General features: G+C 54.0%; 16 protein-coding genes. 12 read left to right on the plus strand and 4 right to left on the minus strand.

Annotation, left to right across the window (positions count from 1 at the left end):
* Positions 1–51 precede the first annotated feature (51 nt).
* The 3 genes from ACFE8Q_RS06130 to ACFE8Q_RS06140 form a co-directional block, all read right to left on the minus strand.
* Positions 52–258, minus strand: coding sequence for a hypothetical protein (locus ACFE8Q_RS06130; RefSeq protein WP_375444489.1), 207 nt, complete (start codon positions 256–258; stop codon positions 52–54).
* Positions 255–758 carry a histidine phosphatase family protein gene (locus tag ACFE8Q_RS06135; RefSeq protein WP_375444490.1) on the minus strand — a complete coding sequence of 168 codons (504 nt, stop codon included), beginning with the start codon at positions 756–758 and terminating at the stop codon, positions 255–257. The genes ACFE8Q_RS06130 and ACFE8Q_RS06135 overlap by 4 nt, the downstream gene beginning before the upstream one ends.
* 118 nt (positions 759–876) lie before the next feature.
* Positions 877–1,668 (minus strand): DUF1080 domain-containing protein, encoded by a 792-nt coding sequence (locus tag ACFE8Q_RS06140; protein WP_375444491.1) that lies wholly within the window; start codon positions 1,666–1,668, stop codon positions 877–879.
* 159 nt (positions 1,669–1,827) lie between these two features.
* On the opposite strand from ACFE8Q_RS06140, the gene ACFE8Q_RS06145 reads away from it, so the two are divergent.
* The 3 genes from ACFE8Q_RS06145 to ACFE8Q_RS06155 all read left to right on the plus strand — a co-directional run bounded on the left by ACFE8Q_RS06145 (position 1,828) and on the right by ACFE8Q_RS06155 (position 8,153).
* Entirely contained in the window at positions 1,828–3,693 is a 1,866-nt protein-coding gene (locus tag ACFE8Q_RS06145; RefSeq protein WP_375444492.1) for a family 16 glycoside hydrolase, read from the plus strand.
* Between the two features lie 6 nt (positions 3,694–3,699).
* Entirely contained in the window at positions 3,700–5,712 is a 2,013-nt protein-coding gene (locus ACFE8Q_RS06150; RefSeq protein WP_375444493.1) for a hypothetical protein, read from the plus strand.
* 173 nt (positions 5,713–5,885) lie between these two features.
* Complete coding sequence (locus ACFE8Q_RS06155) at positions 5,886–8,153, plus strand: ATP-binding protein (protein ID WP_375444494.1); 2,268 nt, start codon at positions 5,886–5,888, stop codon at positions 8,151–8,153.
* Between the two features lie 24 nt (positions 8,154–8,177).
* Here ACFE8Q_RS06155 and ACFE8Q_RS06160 read toward each other — a convergent pair whose 3' ends face one another.
* The gene (locus tag ACFE8Q_RS06160; RefSeq protein WP_375444495.1) at positions 8,178–9,332 is read right to left on the minus strand and encodes an ATP-binding protein; all 1,155 of its coding nucleotides are present in this window, start codon (positions 9,330–9,332) and stop codon (positions 8,178–8,180) included.
* A gap of 199 nt (positions 9,333–9,531) precedes the next feature.
* Here ACFE8Q_RS06160 and ACFE8Q_RS06165 point away from each other — a divergent pair, with 199 nt between their 5' ends.
* From ACFE8Q_RS06165 to ACFE8Q_RS06205, 9 genes are all read left to right on the plus strand, one after another.
* Positions 9,532–12,012, plus strand: a complete 2,481-nt coding sequence (locus ACFE8Q_RS06165; RefSeq protein ID WP_375444496.1) for a prolyl oligopeptidase family serine peptidase — start codon at positions 9,532–9,534, stop codon at positions 12,010–12,012.
* A 174-nt stretch (positions 12,013–12,186) separates the two neighbouring features.
* The gene (locus tag ACFE8Q_RS06170; RefSeq protein WP_375444497.1) at positions 12,187–13,443 is read left to right on the plus strand and encodes an OmpA family protein; all 1,257 of its coding nucleotides are present in this window, start codon (positions 12,187–12,189) and stop codon (positions 13,441–13,443) included.
* Between the two features lie 23 nt (positions 13,444–13,466).
* Positions 13,467–14,120: a hypothetical protein gene (locus ACFE8Q_RS06175; RefSeq protein ID WP_375444498.1), complete on the plus strand. Its 654-nt coding sequence runs from the start codon at positions 13,467–13,469 to the stop codon at positions 14,118–14,120.
* On the plus strand, positions 14,117–15,115 hold the full coding sequence (locus ACFE8Q_RS06180) for a hypothetical protein (RefSeq protein ID WP_375444499.1): 999 nt from the start codon (positions 14,117–14,119) through the stop codon (positions 15,113–15,115). The genes ACFE8Q_RS06175 and ACFE8Q_RS06180 overlap by 4 nt, the downstream gene beginning before the upstream one ends.
* Positions 15,116–15,138: 23 nt before the next feature.
* Positions 15,139–16,431 (plus strand): hypothetical protein, encoded by a 1,293-nt coding sequence (locus tag ACFE8Q_RS06185; RefSeq protein WP_375444500.1) that lies wholly within the window; start codon positions 15,139–15,141, stop codon positions 16,429–16,431.
* A gap of 126 nt (positions 16,432–16,557) precedes the next feature.
* On the plus strand, positions 16,558–17,334 hold the full coding sequence (locus tag ACFE8Q_RS06190; RefSeq protein ID WP_375444501.1) for an MBL fold metallo-hydrolase: 777 nt from the start codon (positions 16,558–16,560) through the stop codon (positions 17,332–17,334).
* A 139-nt stretch (positions 17,335–17,473) separates the two neighbouring features.
* A complete protein-coding gene (locus ACFE8Q_RS06195; RefSeq protein ID WP_375444502.1) occupies positions 17,474–17,656 on the plus strand; it encodes a hypothetical protein in 183 nt (60 codons plus the stop codon).
* Between the two features lie 186 nt (positions 17,657–17,842).
* A complete protein-coding gene (locus ACFE8Q_RS06200) occupies positions 17,843–18,682 on the plus strand; it encodes a DUF2911 domain-containing protein (protein WP_375444503.1) in 840 nt (279 codons plus the stop codon).
* Between the two features lie 171 nt (positions 18,683–18,853).
* Entirely contained in the window at positions 18,854–19,429 is a 576-nt protein-coding gene (locus ACFE8Q_RS06205; protein WP_375444504.1) for a DUF4142 domain-containing protein, read from the plus strand.
* Positions 19,430–19,460 lie beyond the last annotated feature (31 nt).

The raw sequence follows: 19,460 nt of genomic DNA on the forward strand, positions 1-19,460 counted from the left end.
GCTGTTGCGCTGCTACTGAACGATATGTGACTTAGCAGCACAACAGCAAATTCATTTCCCCCTCGCCGCTGAATCCAGGCCGGTGGTGTCGATGAGGAGTGATTTGTCTTCGACGCGGTCGCCGGGGAGGGCGCGGGTCACTTGTTTTTTGCGGTTCCAGGGGGCCGTTGTGCGGCTTGCCATATCGACGGTAAGCATCACAACCAGCAGGGTAAACGCCAGGAAAACGATGATGAAGATGCGGCGATTGCGGTTCATTGTTTCAGAAGTTCTTTCGGAGAAACATAGAACTGAAGGAAACCAGTTCGGCCCGACACCTCCGCCCAGCGCAGATTATCGAACGTGATGGCAACAATACTTCCTTTACTCATCGACCCCACATCCTGGTGAGTCAGGTATTCGGAGAAGTACGACACATCAGGATTATGGCCAAAAAGCATCACCGATTCGCAGGTATCTGGCAGGCTGTTGATGGCAGCCAGATAGGCTTTCGCCCCCCCTTCATACAATTTTTCGTCAAGCTCAACCGAAGCAGGATCGATGTTCAACTGCTCGGCAATGACCTTGGCTGTATCTTTTGCCCGATGGGCCGGGCTGCTGATCAACCGCTCGGCACTGATTCCTTTTTCGGCCAGATACCGCCCTACCCGAGCCGCCGCCATGATCCCTTCCGGTAGCAGTTCGCGGTCGTGATCGTTCATAAAAACGGCCCGGTCTTCTGCCTTCGCATGCCGAACAACGTATAAAGTACGCTTCATAATTTTAATGTATTATGCATTATGGAAATGTACAATGCATGATGTATAATGAACAATGGCTCTGCTTGAGGACGTACCCAGGCAGAGCCATTGTTCATTATACATCATGCATTGTACATTATAATTCCCGAATCCAGATGTTGCGGAAACCGACTGGATTGCCGTGGTCCTGAAGCAGAATTGGGCCTGCTCCATGTGGCTCCATCGTCGGGTAGCCAATATAATCCGTGTTGCCTTTAATCGCTGTGTGGTTCTGAACAACAATACCGTTGAGCATAACCGTTACGTAAGCGGGTTCGGCGAGTACTCCGCTTTTACCAAAACGGGGGGCCTGGTAAATGATATCGTAGGTCTGCCATTCACCGGGCTTGCGGCTGGGGTTCGCCAACGGAATAGCCTGCTTGTAAACTGAACCAACCTGCCCGTTTGAATACGTTGGGTTCTCGTAGTTGTCGAGTACCTGAATTTCGTAATATCCTTGCAGAAACACCCCGCTGTTGCCTCTCGCCTGGCTCTTGCCTTCCGGCTTTTCGGGCGTACGGAACTCGATATGCAACTGGAAATTATCAAATTCCCGCTTGGTCCGGGCGTATGAACCCAGGGTAGAGTACATGGCCCCGTCTTTAACAGCCCACTTTAGGGGCCCGAGGTTGGTATCCTTCCAATCTTTAGATACATGGCTTTTCACCGACACCCACTCGTTCGTATTCGTCCCGTCGAATAACACGATCGCATCGGACGGGGCGGTTAAGCCCGACGCGTTTGCACTCATCGTTCCGGGTGTGACGATAGGTGGTACGGGTGTCCAGGTTTCTGATGATTCGGGTGTTTTCTTAGGACCATCGACCTGAGCAAAAGCAAATCCAGCGGTTACAAGCAGAAACGCAAAAGTGGAGGTTAATTTTTTCATGATTTAATATAAGATATGAGCCAAATATAGCGGCTTACCGGGTAAAAGAAAATCTGCCATCATCTTACCCAGTAAGTCTGAGAATTTGGTCTGATTCGTTATTCAAACGATATACCTCGTACTTTTAAGGCGTTTTCTTGATGTTTATCAACTCTTTTCATGCGACTAGTAAATACTCTAGCTCTATCGGTAGGCAGTTGTCTGCTTGGTGGTCTGGCCTTTGCGCAAACGGCTACTAAGCTACCGCTCAACGATTTAAGCGCCTTCCGATCACCCATTGCCGCCAACTGGCGCACGGCTGCCGACGTAATGGCCGATCTGTCTCAGCCAAACTCATTACAGACCAAACCCGCTTCAGGCAGTGCGGCGGCGGGCATCCTGGTTTGCATACCGGCTGGCCAGTACGGGACGAAGTATGATCTGCAAACAACCCTGGAACATGGCGATGCCGATCTGGAATTCGATTTCATGATGGCTAAAGGAGCCAATTCAGGCGTTTTTCTGCAAGGGCGTTACGAGATTCAGCTTTTCGATAGCTGGGGCACCACCACGCCTAAATCGTCGGACGTAGGGGCCGTTTACGAACGTTGGGACGATAGCCGCCCCGAAGGGAAAAAAGGGTACGAAGGCCACCCGCCCCGGCAAAATGCAGGTAAGGCTCCAGGCCTATGGCAGCACTTGAGGATCTCATTTCAGGCCCCTCGTTTCAACGCCAGTGGTGCCAAGATCGAGAACGCAAAAATCCTGCGCGCCGAACTGAATGGCGTGCTGATCCATGAGAATGTAGAACTATCCGGCCCAACGCGCGGCCCGATCAGTTCGACCGAGACGGCCCGCGGCCCGTTGGTTTTTCAGGGCGACCACGGCGCGATAGCTTTCCGCAACATCAGCTACACGCTATACGACAAGAGCAGGCCCCGTCTGAGCAATCTGTCGTATGAGCTTTACAAAGGCAACTTTAAGGATGAAGCGTCTTTCGGCGGAACACCGCCCGAATCGAAAGGCCCCTCGTCGGTCCTGACCGCTGGGATTACCCGACTTACCAACGACTTTGCGGTCAAGTACACAGGTACGTTACATGTGGAAGCACCGGGTGAATACACGTTCCTGATGAGTACGGCAAACGGGGCTGGCCAGATGAAAATCAATAATCAGCCGGTCAGTAAATGGGCCGCCTGGAGCAATACGGGCAAAATCACGCTGTCGGCTGGCGATGTGCCGCTGGAAGCCATTTACAGCAAGATTTATAAAGGTGGAAATCCAGACTTCCAGATCACGGTGACAGGCCCCGGTTTCCGGCAGTTCCTGTTAACACCAACCGCCGTTACCGAAGCGGGCGAAACCGACCCTATCCTGGTTACCGCCGAAGCCAACACGGTGCTGCGCAGTTTCATGGACCTACCCCAGGTACGCAACGAACGGGGCCGCGCCTACCGCGTTACGCACGGTATCTCGGTGGGTAGCCCGCAACAGGTACACTACACCTACGATGCCGACAATGGTAACCTCGTTCAGGTTTGGCGCGGCATGTTTCTGGATGCAACGCCGATGTGGGAAAATCGGGGCGATGGTTCGTCGCGCCCGATGGGAGCAGTCAATTACCTGGGCGGAAAACCACAACTGGCCCTGGCCCGTCTTGCTTCGCCACAAACCCCCTGGCCTACCGACACTACAGGCAGTGGTTTCCGGCCAAGAGGCTATCAACTCGACGATCAGGACAGACCCACGTTCCGGTACATGACCGCCTCGACAATGGTGGAAGACCAGCTTCAGGCCTTGCCCGATGGGCACGGAATTCGGCGTCAGTTGACGGTCGCACAACCGGGAACAGGCCTTTACGCACGGCTGGCCTCAGGTACGTCGATCGAGCAGATGCCCAACAACACGTACCTGATCGACGGCAAGACGTACATGATTCAACTGGCAGATGCTGGTGGCAGCCAGCCACTTGTCAGAACCAGTAATGGCATGCAGGAATTGCTCGTGCCTGTTTCAGGCAAACTGACTTATTCGATTCTCTTCTAACCAGTTATGAAAAAGATACAACAATACCTACTGCTGGCTGCCCTGGCTCTACCGATGGCGGCCTGGGCGCAGGAGTCACCGAAAGAGGAAGATTTTTTCCGCATCACCAAGGTCTCGGCTCCCGAAGGCACCCTGCTTGAAGTGGGTGGCCTGGCCATGCTTCCCAACGGCAATCTTGGCATTTCGACCCGCCGGGGCGATATTTTCATTGTCGAGAATCCAACAAGCAAACGGCCTTTCTTCCGCAAGTTTGCCTCGGGCCTGCATGAAGTGCTGGGACTCGCCTACAAAGACGGTTCGCTTTACTGCGCCCAACGTGGTGAGCTGACGAAGCTGACAGACACCAATAACGACGGCAAAGCAGACCTGTTTGAAACCGTTTATGCCTGGCCCCTCTCGGGCCATTACCACGAATATAGCTTTGGCCCTAAGATTGCGCCAGACGGCAAATTCTTCGTAACGGGCAACGTGGCTTTTGGCGACGAAGAATGGTGGCGCGGTGAAAGCCGGGTGCCCTGGCGCGGCTGGACCATGAAGATTTCTGAGAATGGCCAGATGGAGCCCTGGGCTACCGGCATGCGCTCACCCGCCGGACCCGGTATGATCGACGGCGAATTTTTCTACACCGACAACCAGGGAGAATGGCAGGGATCGGGCAGCCTTTACCACGTTAAAAAAGGCGTATTTACCGGTCACCCGGCCGGGTTGCGCTGGACGAGCCTGCCCAATTCACCCGTCAAACTGACGACCGACCAATTGTTTGCGCAGGTATCGAACCGCCAGAATAAAGATGCCAACGGGCGGTTCATCAAGCCCGAGAACGTGGTGAATGAAACGCCTGACCTGCTGTTTAAACTTAAGGAAAAATTCCCGGAAATCCAGACGCCGGCCGTTTGGCTTCCCCACGGTATTCTGGGTGTTTCCAACTCTGAAATCATCACGATTCCTGAAGGTGTTTTCGGTCCCTTCGCCGGCCAGCAGTTGGTGGGCGACCAGGGCATGAGCAAGATTTCGCGGGTGATGCTTGAAAAAGTAAACGGCGAATATCAGGGCGCGGCCATCGAATTCCGGTCGGGCTTCCGGTCGGGGGTGATGCGGCTGGTTTTTGCGCCGGATGGTTCGCTGTTTGTGGGCGAGACCAACCGGGGCTGGGGCTCTGCCGGCGACGCCAACGAGGGGCTGCAACGCCTTGTCTGGAACAACGGAATACCCTTCGAGATGCGTACCGTGAAGGCAATGCCCGACGGCTTTGAGGTTGAATTCACCAGGCCAGTAACTAAACTGTCGGCCGAGGACCTGGCTTCATATTCGGTGGAAAGCTTCCTTTATAAATACCATCCTGTTTACGGCAGCCCAACGATCAACAAGGAGAAGCATGCGATTAAGGGCGTGAAGCTATCGGACGATGGCATGCGTGCCCGGATTGTGGTTGATAACCTGCGCAAGAATTACATCCACCAGCTTACCCTCGACGGGGTACGTTCGGAGGAGGGCACCTATTCACTCGTTCACCCGATTGCGTACTATACGCTGAACAACATTCCAGAGGGGCAGAAGCTGGCTATGGCTGAGTTGAGCGTGAAGAATTCAGCAGCGAAACCAGTTACCGTACCAGCTAAAACACCGGCAGGAAAACCAGTAAAAGCAGGCACGAAAGGGACGTCAGCCCTACAGATGGGCCAGGCGGTTTCGCTAGCCAAAGCGCCCACGTTTGCCGAGGTGAGAGGCCTGTTGACTAAACACACCTGTCTGGCCTGCCATAACGCTGAAAAACAGCAGATTGGCCCGGCTTATAAAGACGTGGCGAAACGGGGGTATACCAACGACCAACTGGTTGAGTTGATCTACAATCCCAAGCCAGCCAACTGGCCCGATTACGCCACCGAGATGCCCCCCATGCCGCAGGTTCCAAAGGCAGATGCCTTGAAGATCGCCGCCTGGATCAACTCACTGGCTCCATCCGGCAAAGGCGCGCCAGGTACGTTGGTTAGCCCCGACGGGCCTAAAACGCGGCCATAAACCGTAGAATCTATATCGTAGAAAGCCTTCCAATGCACGTTGGAAGGCTTTTTTTATGGGTAAACAGCAGTGGCTGCCAGATTAAATCTTGATTTAACGCCTTGATGAATAGTGGAATAAACCAGAAGGTTAGTTAATTTTTCACTTCTAGTTTACACAACAATCCAATAGGTATGCATTTCACAGAGGCCACCCTTGTCTTTCTTGGCATGACCGGCATGATGACGCTCTATGTGGGCGGGCAGGCCATTGTGACGGGCGAACGGGCTTACCGCTGGTATACAATCTATTCGCTGTGCTGGAGTTGCTATTTTATCGTCAAAGTATTTGATCCATTCGAGTCAACGCCTTATGACACAGTTGCTTATGGCTGCTGCCGGGTTGTGATTCCCATGATTTCGTACCTGTGTTATTATAGTTTCGCCGATGCGTTGCTAAACTTTCAGGAGAATTTGCCCAGGGTGTACCGGTTGTTTCGACAAACGCAGGCGGTGCTGCTCCTGTATGTACTGACCGAGATCATTACCTGCCTGCTTTGGCCAGGCTGGGTGGAAATTCCCGCCCACGAGTGGATTCATTCGGCGGTGCGGGTGGGCGTGGCGGTCGTGTCTGTCTGGGGCATTGTGCATGCATCACACCGCCGCGATACGCTGGTCAACTATTTTCTGGTTGGCTCTTCGCTGCTGCTCGTCGGTGCGCTGACATCCATGCTCCTGTCGTTATCAATGAGTCCCGAGCAGGTACCGCTTTGGGAAGAACCCCTTTTCTACCTTCAAGTTGGTATAGCGTCCGAACTGCTCTGCTTTTCGCTGGGGCTGAGCTATAAAAATAAGCTGGTCGAAGTAGAGAAAGCGACGACCGAACAGGCCCTGCTGCTGGAGCGCGAACAACGGAAAGTAGCACAGTTACGAACCCATTTTTTTACCAACATCTCCCACGAATTCCGCACACCCCTTACGCTGCTGATTGGCCCACTGACTCAACTCATTCAGTCAAGTCCCGGCGACGTAACCTTTCGGATGATGCACCGGCAGGCCAGCCGTTTACTGACGCTGGTCAATCAACTGCTCGATCTTACCAAATTAGACGCAGGGCAGCTTCTGCCTCGCCTACAGGCTGGCGACCTGCCCCGTTTCCTGCGCGGACTGGCGGGATCGTTTGCCTCACTGGCCGACAGCCGCGACATACGCCTATTGGTTGACGCCGATGAGCAGCCGACAACTTCTTTCTATGACGCCGATAAACTGGAGAAGATTGTTGACAACCTGATTGGCAATGCGCTGAAATTCACCCCGGCGGGCGGCGTTGTCCAGGTACGTTATCGGTATGATACGGGCCAGAAGCAGGCGACGATTCAGGTGGCCGACACGGGGCCCGGCATTCCCCCCGAACAGCAGGTACGTATCTTCGAGCGCTTTTACCAGAGTCCGCAAACAATGCAGTCGGGCACGGGTATCGGGCTGGCTTTGGTGCAGGAACTGGTTTCGGTTCTCCACGGGCAGGTCACCCTCAGCAGCCAACCCGGCGAAGGAGCCACCTTTACGGTTACGTTGCCCATTTCGCTCGAAGCAGGTACGTCTACGATTCCGTTTCAACAAACTGAACTTCCCGTTACAGCATCGCTACGCCCCGATTTGGTTGACGAAGGTCCTGCTAGGCTAACCAATCCAGATGAGGTGCAGCCCGATGCGGGCGAGCTACCGCTTCTGTTGCTGATTGACGATAATGACGACGTGCGGCAGTATTTACGAATGCTCTTTACGACCAATTACCGACTGCTCGAGGCCGAAAATGGTCGTCAGGGGTTGGCAAAAGCCAGCCAGTTGCTTCCCGACCTGGTTGTCTGCGACCTGATGATGCCCGATATGGACGGACTGGCTTTTTGTGAAGGACTCCGTCAACAGGTGGCTACGGATCATATACCGGTCATTCTGCTTACGGCTAAAGCAGACATCGACAGCCGGATCGACGGCCTGCGGCGCGGGGCCGATGACTACGTAGCCAAGCCGTTTCATCCGCTTGACCTGCAAACCAGGGTACAAAACCTGCTGCAACAACGGCGTCGCCTGCGCGACCGGTTTAGCCGCGAGTTTCGCCTTCAACCCACCAACGTGGTTGTGTCTTCGGCCGAAGAACGGTTTTTACAACAAGCCATTTCCGTGGTGGAAAATCACCTGGCCGACAGCACCTTCGATGTGGAAGCCCTCAGTGGAGCCCTGAACCTCAGCCGGATGCAGCTCCACCGGAAGCTGAAAGCCCTGACCAATCAATCGGCGACAGAGTTTGTGCGGCAGTTGCGCCTACAACGTGCCGCCGACCTGCTGCGGCAGCGCAGTGCCACGGTTTCAGAAGTGGCGTTTGGCGTAGGGTTCGAAAGCCTTTCCTATTTCACCAAAGCCTTCCGCGACCAATACGGCACCGTCCCGTCCGAATTTAAATAGCGACGGTTACCAATGCCGTTGACCTTAATTCGGGGCATTTGTTTCGGCATAGTGATGAAGCGTTTTGATTACTTTCGGCAGGGTGAAATAAAACGTTGTTCCCTCACCTACTATGCTGTCGATCCAGATGCGTCCTCCATACATAGCGACCACTTTTTTGCAGGTAGCCAGGCCAATTCCGGTTCCTGAGTACTGGTTGCGGCCGTGGAGCCGTTGAAAAATCTGGAATACCCGATCATAATATTGCTGATCAATGCCGATCCCGTTGTCGCTGATGGCAAACTGGTAGAAATGTTTATCTTCCGTTGCCCGAACAACGATACGCGGCGGCACATCTGGTCGACGGTATTTAAGGCCGTTCGAAATCAGGTTTTGAAAGACCTGTTTCACATCCGTCCGATGCCCGGTTATGATCGGCAACGAGCCCACATCAATCGTAGCCTGAATAGCCTGTATTTCAGCCTGTTGTTCATCCAGAATTTCGGCAACGATCTCATTGAGATTTATTGGCAACAACGCGACATCGCTACCCAACTTCGAGAACTCCAGCAGGTCATTGATCAGGCCACGCATTCGTTCGGCTGCCGAAGTCGACACCGTAACCAGCCGTTGCGCGTCAGGGTCGAGTTGGTGGCCATACTTCGCCTCCAGCAGGGTCAGGTAATTGGCGATTGTTTTGAGGGGTGATTGAAGATCATGCGAGGCTACGTAGGCGAATTGCTGCAACTCCTGATTCGAGCGGGTCAATTCATGCAGGGCCAACTGCCGATACGACAACTCCCGATCATATTCTTTCGACGTACGCAAGCCAACGGCTTCATTGAAATAACGAATCAGCGCGATGACGGTCATAATGGAGACAATCGCCGTTAGAAAGCGTACCAGCGCATTGATGCGATAAGCAGGATACCAAAACATCATGGCGTCGATCAAATGGGTGAGTCCGCATAACAAAATAAAAGCTCCGAAAAGCCCGAATACGCCCGCCAGCGGCACGCCTTTTTTGATAATAATGAAGCGGATCAACACCAGCGGAATAGCCATATAAGCCAGCCAGATCGTCAGATCAGAGATAATATATAGCCAGCCATGAAAATCAGACCAGCGGCCACAGAACCAGCGTGGTGGCCAGTCACTCATATCGGTTAACCGGCGAAAAAAGTCATAAAATTGCTCCATACTTTGCTGAGCGGGACGGTGGACAGTCAGATCGATTTGGATAATAGCGGCTAAAATAAGTATTCTGACTGGCATGGAGAATCGTGCTGCTACCCAGAACGGAAAAAATACGTAAAAGCCGGTTTTGCCGGTCAACTCTGTAGACGCCCGGATATCATTTCTCGCTACTTTTGGTAAACAACCCCAAAATGGCATCAACATGGTAATCCGTTATTTTCGTTTATTATGCACATCCGCGCTCTTCACGCTGGCAGGAGCAGTCACCTACGCTCAGGACGCCCTCACGTACCAGACGCCGCCCAAAGCACTGGCCGATCTGGTTACGGTTCCCCCCACGCCGGGCGTCAGCGTAACGTCTAAAGGTGACCAGATGCTGATTCTGGAACGGGCGTCTTCCCCCTCGATCGCCGAACTGGCCCAGCCCGAGCTTAAACTGGCGGGGCTCCGGATCAACCCGGCCAACAACGGTCCCAGCCGCGCCTCGTACATCACCGGGCTACGGCTCAAGAAACTACCCGGCGGCACGGAGCTGGCCGTGAAAGGGTTACCTGCTTCACCCCTGATCTCGTACGTTCAGTGGTCGCCCGACGAGACAAAATTCGCCTTCGCCGTATCGAACGATAGCCGGATTGAGCTGTACATTGCCGATGTGGCCACCGCCACCGCCACCCGCCTCACCAACCGGGCCCTGAACGCCGCCTACGGAGCGCCTTTCCAGTGGGTATCAGACAGCAAAAGCCTGATCGTAAAACTGATTCCAGATGGCCGGGGTACTGCGCCAGCCGCCAACCTGGTTCCCGCCGGACCAACCATGCAGGACAACAGCAGCGGTAAACGGGGACAGGCGCCTACGTACCAGGATTTATTGAAGAACCCATCCGACGAGAAGCAGTTCTCCTACTTCGCTACCTCGCAGGTAGCTAAAGTGGGCCTGGATGGTGCTATTCAGCCAATCGGTCAGCCCGGCATCATCGCCACCGCTTCGCCGTCGCCAGATGGTAGCCTTATCATGCTGGAAACGGTCCACACGCCCTTTTCATACCTGGTTCCGGTCTACCGCTTTCCGCTCAGAACAGATGTGTTTGCGATGAACGGGCAATTGGTGAAAACGCTGAACGATGGCCCGTTGCAGGAAAGCGTTCCGTATAGTTCGGATGGCGCGGCGAGTGGCCCCCGCGATTTTGAATGGCGTAACGACGTACCTGCGTCGATCTACTATACCGTGGCGCAGGACAAAGGCGACCCGAAAGTAAAGGCCGATGTGCGCGACCGGGTCTTTCTGGTCGACGCTCCGTTTACCGCTGAGCCCAAAGCTATTTACGATGCGGCGTTCCGTTTCAGGGGCTTTACATGGGGTAATGCCAACACGGCACTGGCTACCGAAGGCTGGTGGCAGACCCGGAAGATCATCACGAAGGTGGTGAACCCATCGGCCAATTTTGCCGCTACCACCCTGTTCGAACGCTCGTCGGAAGACCGCTACGGAAACCCTGGTCAGCCTGATACGCGCCCCAATCAGTATGGCCGCGACGTGCTGAACATCCTGCCCAACAACGACATCATGCTCGTGAACGGACAGGGTGCCTCGCCCGAAGGCGACCGGCCGTTTGTCAGCGTCATGAACCTGACCAGCAAGAAAATTACGCCGCTCTGGCGCTCCGAGGCCCCCGTTTTCGAGCGCCCCATTGCCGTACTGGATGCCGCCACCGGCGTGATCCTGACCACCCGCGAAACGCCCGACGAGAACCCGAACTACTTTATCCGGAACCTGAAAAAACGGATCGCGCCCGTTCAGATCACCTCCTTTCCGCACCCTTACCCGCAGTTGAAGGGCATTACCAAACAGCAACTGCGCTACAAACGGGCCGACGGTGTAGATCTGACAGCCACGCTTTATCTGCCCGTAGGTTACAAGAAATCAGACGGTCCCCTGCCGACGTTCATGTGGGCGTATCCGGCGGAGTTCAAAAGTAAAGAAGCTGCCAGCCAGGCGCAGGGATCACCTTACCAGTTCAACCGGATTGCCGCGATGGGCGGGGCTGTTTTTGCCACAATGGGCTACGCCGTTCTCGACAATGCCAGCATTCCGATTGTGGGTGAAGGCGACAAAGAGCCGAATGATACGTATGTAGAGCAGTTGGTTGCCAGCGCGAAAGCGGCCATCGACGAGGGCGTTCGGCTAGGCGTTGTCGACGCGAATAAGGTCGGTGTGGGCGGGCACTCGTATGGCGCGTTCATGACAGCCAACCTGCTATCACACAGCAACCTGTTCAAAGCAGGCATTGCCCGCAGTGGTGCCTACAACCGGACGTTGACTCCGTTTGGTTTTCAGAACGAGCAACGCAGCTACTGGCAGGCTCCCGACGTGTATAACAAGATGTCGCCGTTTATGAATGCCGACAAAATGAAGACACCCCTGTTGCTGGTTCATGGCGAAGCAGACAACAACACAGGTACGTTCCCGATTCAGTCGGAGCGTTATTACAACGCGCTGAAAGGCTTTGGTGCCACTACCCGGCTTGTCTTCCTGCCCTACGAATCGCACGGATACACCGCCAAAGAATCGCTGCTGCACATGCTGTGGGAGATGAATGGCTGGATGGATAAGTACGTAAAAAATGCACCGGCCAGCGGAACCACTGCCGCTGCGCCAGCCAAAATGTCGGGCGGCGATAAGTAATCCGCTCCAGGCAAAAAAGCCGCCGTTTGCAGCCAGTGCTGGTTGTGAACGGCGGCTTTTTTATGCGCTGAATCATGCTGTTACATCAGAGCAAGACGATGTTACAGGGGCATTAAGCACTACGGCGGTTGATCAGGTAGGTTTGCGGGCATAGAACAAACCCGGTAAATCCACATGAAAACGCTTTTCCTCTTGCTGGCCTCGCTCATGGCCATTCCATCGGTTGCTCAATTCGGAAACGTACTTGACCGCGTCAACAACGCGGCCACAAACCGGGCCAATCAGAAGATTGACCAGGGTATTAATAAAGGACTCGATAAGGTTGAAGAGGGCGTAAAAAACGGATCGAAGAAACCCGCCAACGGTAGCAAAACGGCCCCGACCCAGAATCCAGACAACAATCAGGGCACATCAGGTACGTCCTCGTCAGACAGTAACACACCAGCCAAAGCCACGCCGCCTTCCATGCGGTCCTACACGAATTACGATTTTGTGCCGGGCAATAAAGTCATCTTCGACGACGATTTTCACACCGATCAGGACGGTGAGTTTGCCGAACACTGGGATTTGCTGGCTGGTCAGGCCGTGTTGAATAAGTTTGGTGATGGGCTGGTTATGAAAATCACCGATGGCAACTATGGTAAAGTAACCCCACTCATGAAAGGCAAGGCGTATTTGCCCAAAGAGTTTACGCTCGAATACGATTACTACCAGACACCCGGTGCTTATGGCCTTGTTTTCTGGTTCGAAGATGCGAACGGTGCCGAAGTTTTAACCGCCAGAGCAAGTCGGGATGGTGTTTCGTCCAGTTTTCTGGTCAACGACGAAATGCGTGATCTGTCCGGCAATTTACCCGAAGAACTAAAGTTCGAAAACTTCAATGACCGCTGGCACCACATTGCCTTTATCATGAAAGGCAGGAGTGTTAAACTCTACGTTGATCAGTTTCGGGTATTGACGGTACCCAATACAACGGCCAGTCCGGCACGGATTGTTTTTGGCGGTATTGGCAATCAAAATGATCCGCTGATTTTCAAGAATGTACGCATTGCCGAAGGCGGTGGTGCCAACCTGATCGGCGCCAAATTCGGAGAGGGCAAATACATCTCGCACGGCATTAATTTCGATGTAAACAAGGCCGTTATCAAACCCGAAAGCATGGGTGAACTGAACGCCATTATGAAGTACCTGACCGAAACACCCGGCACCAAATTCGAGATTGGTGGCCATACCGATGCCGACGGCTCTGATGCCAGTAACCTGACCCTCTCGCAGAAACGCGCCGAGGCCGTGAAAACGCAGTTGGTCAGCATGGGTGTAGAAGCTGGTCGGCTGACGGCGAAAGGCTATGGCAAAACCAAACCCGTAGCCGACAATGCCACCTTCGAGGGAAAAGCGCAGAACCGCCGCGTTGAATTCGTGAAGTTGTAGACCGGTTTCAGCGCCCACCTTCGATGAAACGTCACTGCTTATTCGGCATTGCCCTGCTCCTGTTCGTCAGTAGTTGCACAGCCAGTGCCCAATTGCTTCGCCAACTCCCAAACGCTGATTTTAGCCGCTGGAGGGCGGCAGAACCGACTGGCTGGCATACCAACAACGTGTATGATGAGCAGGGAACGCTGCAACAGACCCTGGTAAAACCGCTGGGTACGTCGGGTGTGCAGCTACTCGCCAAACGGGTGGTCTATCGCACCGATGTACCCGTTATCGACGCCTGGTATGGTGGTCAGCTCTGGAGCGCGCTTGTTCCATATATGCCCGAAGTGGGCAAGCCCATCGCGCTTACGATCCGGTATCGGTTCAGGCCCGACTCGGCCGATGTACTTCAGGCGGAAGTGCGGCTCGAATCGCGGGACAAACTGCCCGACCATGTTACGCCCGACCCAGCCTGCGCCTGCCGGTTCAGCGGAGCAGATGGGCCACTGATCCTGTCGCCGACGACTACTTCCGTGACGGTACGCGCGCAGTTTGTTGGAGCTACTTCAGCGGCACGTCCGCCGGGCTGCGCCATGTACGTCTGGAAAATCCGGTTCTGGCTCACCAACGCCACGACGCACCCGCACGAAGGAACCGAAGCCATTATCGAACAAATCAGCCTGGAGCCATGAAGAACTACGTACCTGTCGCCTGGCTACTGATCAGCTTTGGTTTACTCACAGGAGGTAATGCCGCTGCCCAAAGCTGGGCGATGACAGGCCCCAAAACCATGTTGACCGATGATTGTCAGCATATTCTATTCGGGCGAATCGATACCGATAACCATTTGGTCAATGCACAGGGTTATCCGATTGGGCGCGTCTTTGCCGACTCATACGACCCGAAGCTTACGATCAAGTTTTTTTTGAATGGCCAGCCAAACAACATAGAGCAATCGGAACCCAACGGAGCGATTTTGGGTGCTACGGAGTACAGCGGTACGCTGAAAGAATCCATCAGAAAGCTGTATTACCGGGCTCCTTCCCGAATGCCTGCCAAAAACCCGGTCGAGATCAAAGCGATTGTCACGCCGGCTACTGGTCCGCCCATCACCGTCACGGCGCAGATCTATGTACTGGCTGAAGACTGGACGTTCGAGTTTTTCCAGGCCCTGCGCTACAAATGCTATGAAGGCGGCACCTCAAACCCGCGCAACGGTCTGGCCGTCGACATGGGCATGGCCACGGGCATGCGGCAGCAGTTCTATTTTGAAGCCGGCACCATCAACTTCTTCACCGGCGAGGCCACAGCGACACTCAATGGCGACCCGGAGATTTATCACACCAAAAAATACGCGGGGGGCGTCTGTGACCCAACGTACCTGACCGCCAACTTACTCTGGGGTGATGACGATCAGAGCAAGATCAAAAACGTGAAAGCCCGGTTTACCGGCACCCAGATGAAAGTCGATTACCAGATCGATTACATGAACTACCTCGGCTGGACGTTCACCGAAAAAACCACCGGAAAAACGATTCCCGGCCCACCCCGCCGCCCCGGTTCGCATAATGTTCAGGCTGGTTTTCAATGCCCGCTCCAGACCAAGTTTCGCAGCCTGTACAAAACGCCGGTCGATCAACAGATCATGTTGCATGTAGTGGGGGGCATTCAACTCCATACCGATTAGTAAACACCACTCCTTTTTCAGACATGAAGACCCGACTCAACTTACTCTTCTTCGTACTGCTGACCCTACCAGCGCTGGCGCAAACACCCCAGCGCACCGACTTTACTGCCCTTCTTAGCCAGATGCCTCCGCTACCGGGTAACGCCCAGTCGGCCCTTGCCTTTAGCCAGCAACCCAGTCCGTATCTGCCTTACTCCGATAAGCTGCGGAGTATTCTCGACGCCATTCAGCAACCTAATCCGGTATCGCAACGGGCGGTTCAGAAAGGCATGGCGATGGATGCACAGTTCAAGGCAGATGGCGTTGATAAAATGACCGACGCGCAGAAGATTGCGTATGCCCGGCAGAAAAACCTGGGTGGCCCCGGCTCCGACAACCGGCTGGCTTTTGCTGAACAAATGAAAGACCCCGCTTTTCAAAAGCGGTTTCAGGCCATGAGTACACAGGAAAAAATGGCGCTGATGCAGCAACAGGGCGTGCTGGCTAAACCCGCCGCCGTTCCCCAAACCAGTAACCCCATGCAGGCCGATATGGTGGCGATGATGCAGGACCCGGCCATGCGCGAAAAGTGGAAAAATATGAGTCAGGCGGAACGGCAGGCGTTTATCGAGCAACAGAAAAAAGCCAAAGGCTACGATACCAGCCGCCGCCCCTCGGCCCCCACATCAGATACGAGCGGTAGTTTCGCCGATATGATCGACGGACCATCGACCGCCGCGTCCGGCACGCCCGTGATGAACGCCATAGATGCTGTCGATGCGCTGCAAACAGCACTGACCAACCTGGCAAAAAGCACGCAAACCCTGGCTGAGCAGCAGCTACAGCAGGCAAACCAGCGGCAAGCTGCCATGCAACGTACCCTGACCGAAGCCGAAAAAGTACAGCAAGCCGAAGGCATGGCCGAAGCCAAACGGCAGGGCAAATCGGGCCAAAACTGGGTACTCACCAACCCCGCCGCCGACCGGCAAATCCGGGTTAACGCTGGCACGGAGCAACAGAAAGCCGATAACCTGACGCTCAGTACGGCACATAGCCAATGGACTCAGCAACAGGGTGTTCTGCGCCAGGCTATTGCCACTTACCAAAAAGCGATGACGGCCATCAACTATGGCGAGAGCCTGTATGCCGACGACACGCAGTTTAAGAACCTGACTACACTCGCTGGCAAACAGGCAGCAGCCCTCTCGGCCTTGCAATCCATCGCCGATTCGTTCAGTAAAGTAGCCCTGCTATCGGCTACTAACCAGACCAACCTGATCAACAACAGCCAACCCGTCAGCAGCCCCCGGCAACTGATGCAGGGCGACGGTGGCTGATTCGAAAAACAGGTTATTTCTTCGGGCGATGCAACGAACGAAATCGGGAGTTTCTTGGCTATTTAGTCAGGACTCCCGATTTTTATAGGTACGTCCAATGCGCGAAAGCCGATACATTCGTTTACTATGCCCCTTTACATTACCTCGTTGAATTCAGGCAGTAATGGCAACTGTTATTATGTTGGCAATGAGCAGGAAGCCGTTCTAATCGACGCGGGCCTATCCTGCCGACAAACCGAGGTACGTATGCAACGGCTTGGCTTGTCGCTTAAAACGGTAAAAGCCATTTTCGTTTCCCACGAACACAGCGACCATATCAGTGGCCTGGCCCAGTTGTCGGGGAAGTATCAGATTCCGGTATACATCACCACGCAGACGCTCCGTTCGTCGCGGTTATTACCAGCCCGCTTTCCCATTCGCCCGCTAACGGCCTACGAGCCAGTCGAGGTTGGTGCGTTACGCATTACGGCTTTCCCCAAACAACATGACGCCGTTGATCCACACAGTTTTCTGGTCGAAGATGACGAAACAAAGGTGGGCGTGTTTACCGATATTGGTGCGGCCTGCGAGCACGTTGTTCGCCATTTCAGCCAGTGCCACGCCGTTTTTCTGGAGGCCAACTACGACGAAGACCTGCTGGCCAACGGGCGCTACCCCGCTTTTCTGAAGCAGCGAATCCGGGGCGATCACGGCCACCTGTCGAATCAGCAGGCGCTTGCTTTGCTGAAGGAGCACAAACCCGCGTTTATGAGTCACGTGCTGTTGGCACATCTGTCGAAAGACAACAACAGTCCGGTGGTGGCCCGCGACCTGTTTTTGCCCCATATGGAAACAACCGAACTGATTGTTGCCTCCCGCTTTGCCGAAACACCCGTCTATACCGTTCAGGCCAGTTGCGCTTAACCTGACTGTACCGTGTGATTTCGCCGGTGAACGAGGGCTGTTTTTCAGGCCAGTTGGTAGGACTTCGGCAGAAAACTGAACAGATGATATACTTCTCCGTTTCATCTACAGTTTTCATCCTATATCAATCACTCAACGTATGAACATCAAGCGCGTATTCGGCGTCATCCTAACCCTTCTTGGCCTGGTTGGCCTGATTTTGGGTGGCAAAGATCTTACATCAGGTGGTGTGGCACAGGCCTCTATCGTCTACCTGGTTTTAGGCGGTATCTTTTTCTTCACCGGTATTAGCCTCATTCGCACGACGGGCGACACCGCTTAAATTACCTTCCCGGCCGTTTTCGCTGCCTGCCACCGAAGGCTATAAGCCCGGCTGTCGGCAAAAAAATAAATATGTAGGGCCTATTAAACCCTATAGTCTATCGTGTTGTCAAAAGCCCGGTCGTATGACCGGGCTTTTGTGTTATTATTCGTCGTAAACTTGTCGTCTATTACTATAGGTTCTACCATGTACAAACTCATCCTCACTACACTACTGTCGGTTTCGCTGACAATGGGCTACGCCCAGATTACCCTTCCTGCCGCCAGTCCGGCCGCAACAGTCAGCCAGCAGATTGGCCTGGGCACAGTTACCGTCGACTACGGCCGCCCTTCGTTAAAAGGCCGCGCGATGTTTGGCGACCGTATTCCCTACGGAAAAGTGTGGCGCACGGGAGCCAACAAGATCACCGATCTGACACTTTCAGAGCCGATGAATATTGAGGGCAAAGCCGTTGAAACGGGCAAGTATGGCCTTTACTCGATTCCTACCGCCGATTCGTTCACGTTCATCCTCAACAAAGACGCCAACGCGTGGGGTGCCTACGACTACAAAGAAGCCAATGACGTGCTGCGTCTGGTCGTAAAAAGCGAGAAAACAGCGACCAAAACTGAAACCCTCACCTTCGAATTTGTCGACCTCACCCCTGCGTCGGCCGTATTGCAACTGCGCTGGGAAAACACCCTGGTTCGCCTGACGATTGCCGATGATGCCGACTCGCACGTGATGGCCCAAATCAAAGAAAAAACGGCCTCGCCTACCGCCTCAACAGACACCTACTTCAGTGCCGCCCAATATTATCTGGACACCAACCGCGACCTGAAACAGGCACTCGACTGGGCCAATAAAGTAGTGGCCAAGAGCAACGAATACTGGACCTACCATCTGCGGGCTAAAATTCTGGCCCGGTCGGGCAATTGCAAAGCCGCCCGCGCCGACGCACAGATGTCGCTCGACCTGTCGAAAAAAGCCGGCGACGACGCGTACATCAAAAACAACGAGAAGATTCTGGAAGACTGCAAGTTGTAACCACAACGTACCCAGCCTACTGGCCAGCCACTCCAACCGTGGCTGGCCATTCTTTTGTGGGGTGGCTCAGAAAATACCATACTGTAATCTTCTCCGGCCCGCCCTAAACCTATCGTCGATCAGGACGTTTAGGTGGAGATACTCTAGTGTATCCTGTAAACTAAATACGTTATGAAAAAGAGAACCGTGTTGTATCTGCTCGCCATGAGCTGCCTGACATTTCAGGCCTGCAACAACAACAAAAAAACAACGGACGACAGCGTTCAGAATGCTGAAAACGTCAATGAAACGAAAGAAGAACAGGGCACCGGCGCTGAAGACGACGACAGCAAATTTGCGGTAAAAGCAGCCAGCGGGGGATTACTGGAGGTGGCGCTGGGTAAACTGGCGCAGGAAAAAGGGCAAAGTGCACAGGTAAAAGAATTTGGTGCGCAAATGGTCAAAGACCATGAAAAAGCCAATGAAGAATTGAAAGCTCTGGCTACGCTCAAAAATATTACGATACCGACCACGCCGGGTGAAGATCAGCAGAAAGACATGGACGAAATCAGCAAGCTATCGGGTGCTGAGTTCGACAAAAAGTACATCAGCTACATGAAAGACGATCATGAAGAAGATGTAAGCGAGTTTAAGAAAGCAGCGCAGGATGCCAAAGACCCATCCATCAAAGAGTTTGCCGCCAAGACCCTTCCAACGCTACAGATGCACCTCGACATGGTGACTGCCATCGACAAGAAGCTGAATTAACTTCCTGAGGTTGTAGTCTTAGACGGCTGGT

The sequence above is a fragment of the uncultured Fibrella sp. genome (genome assembly GCF_964250085.1).
Lineage (GTDB): Bacteria > Bacteroidota > Bacteroidia > Cytophagales > Spirosomataceae > Fibrella.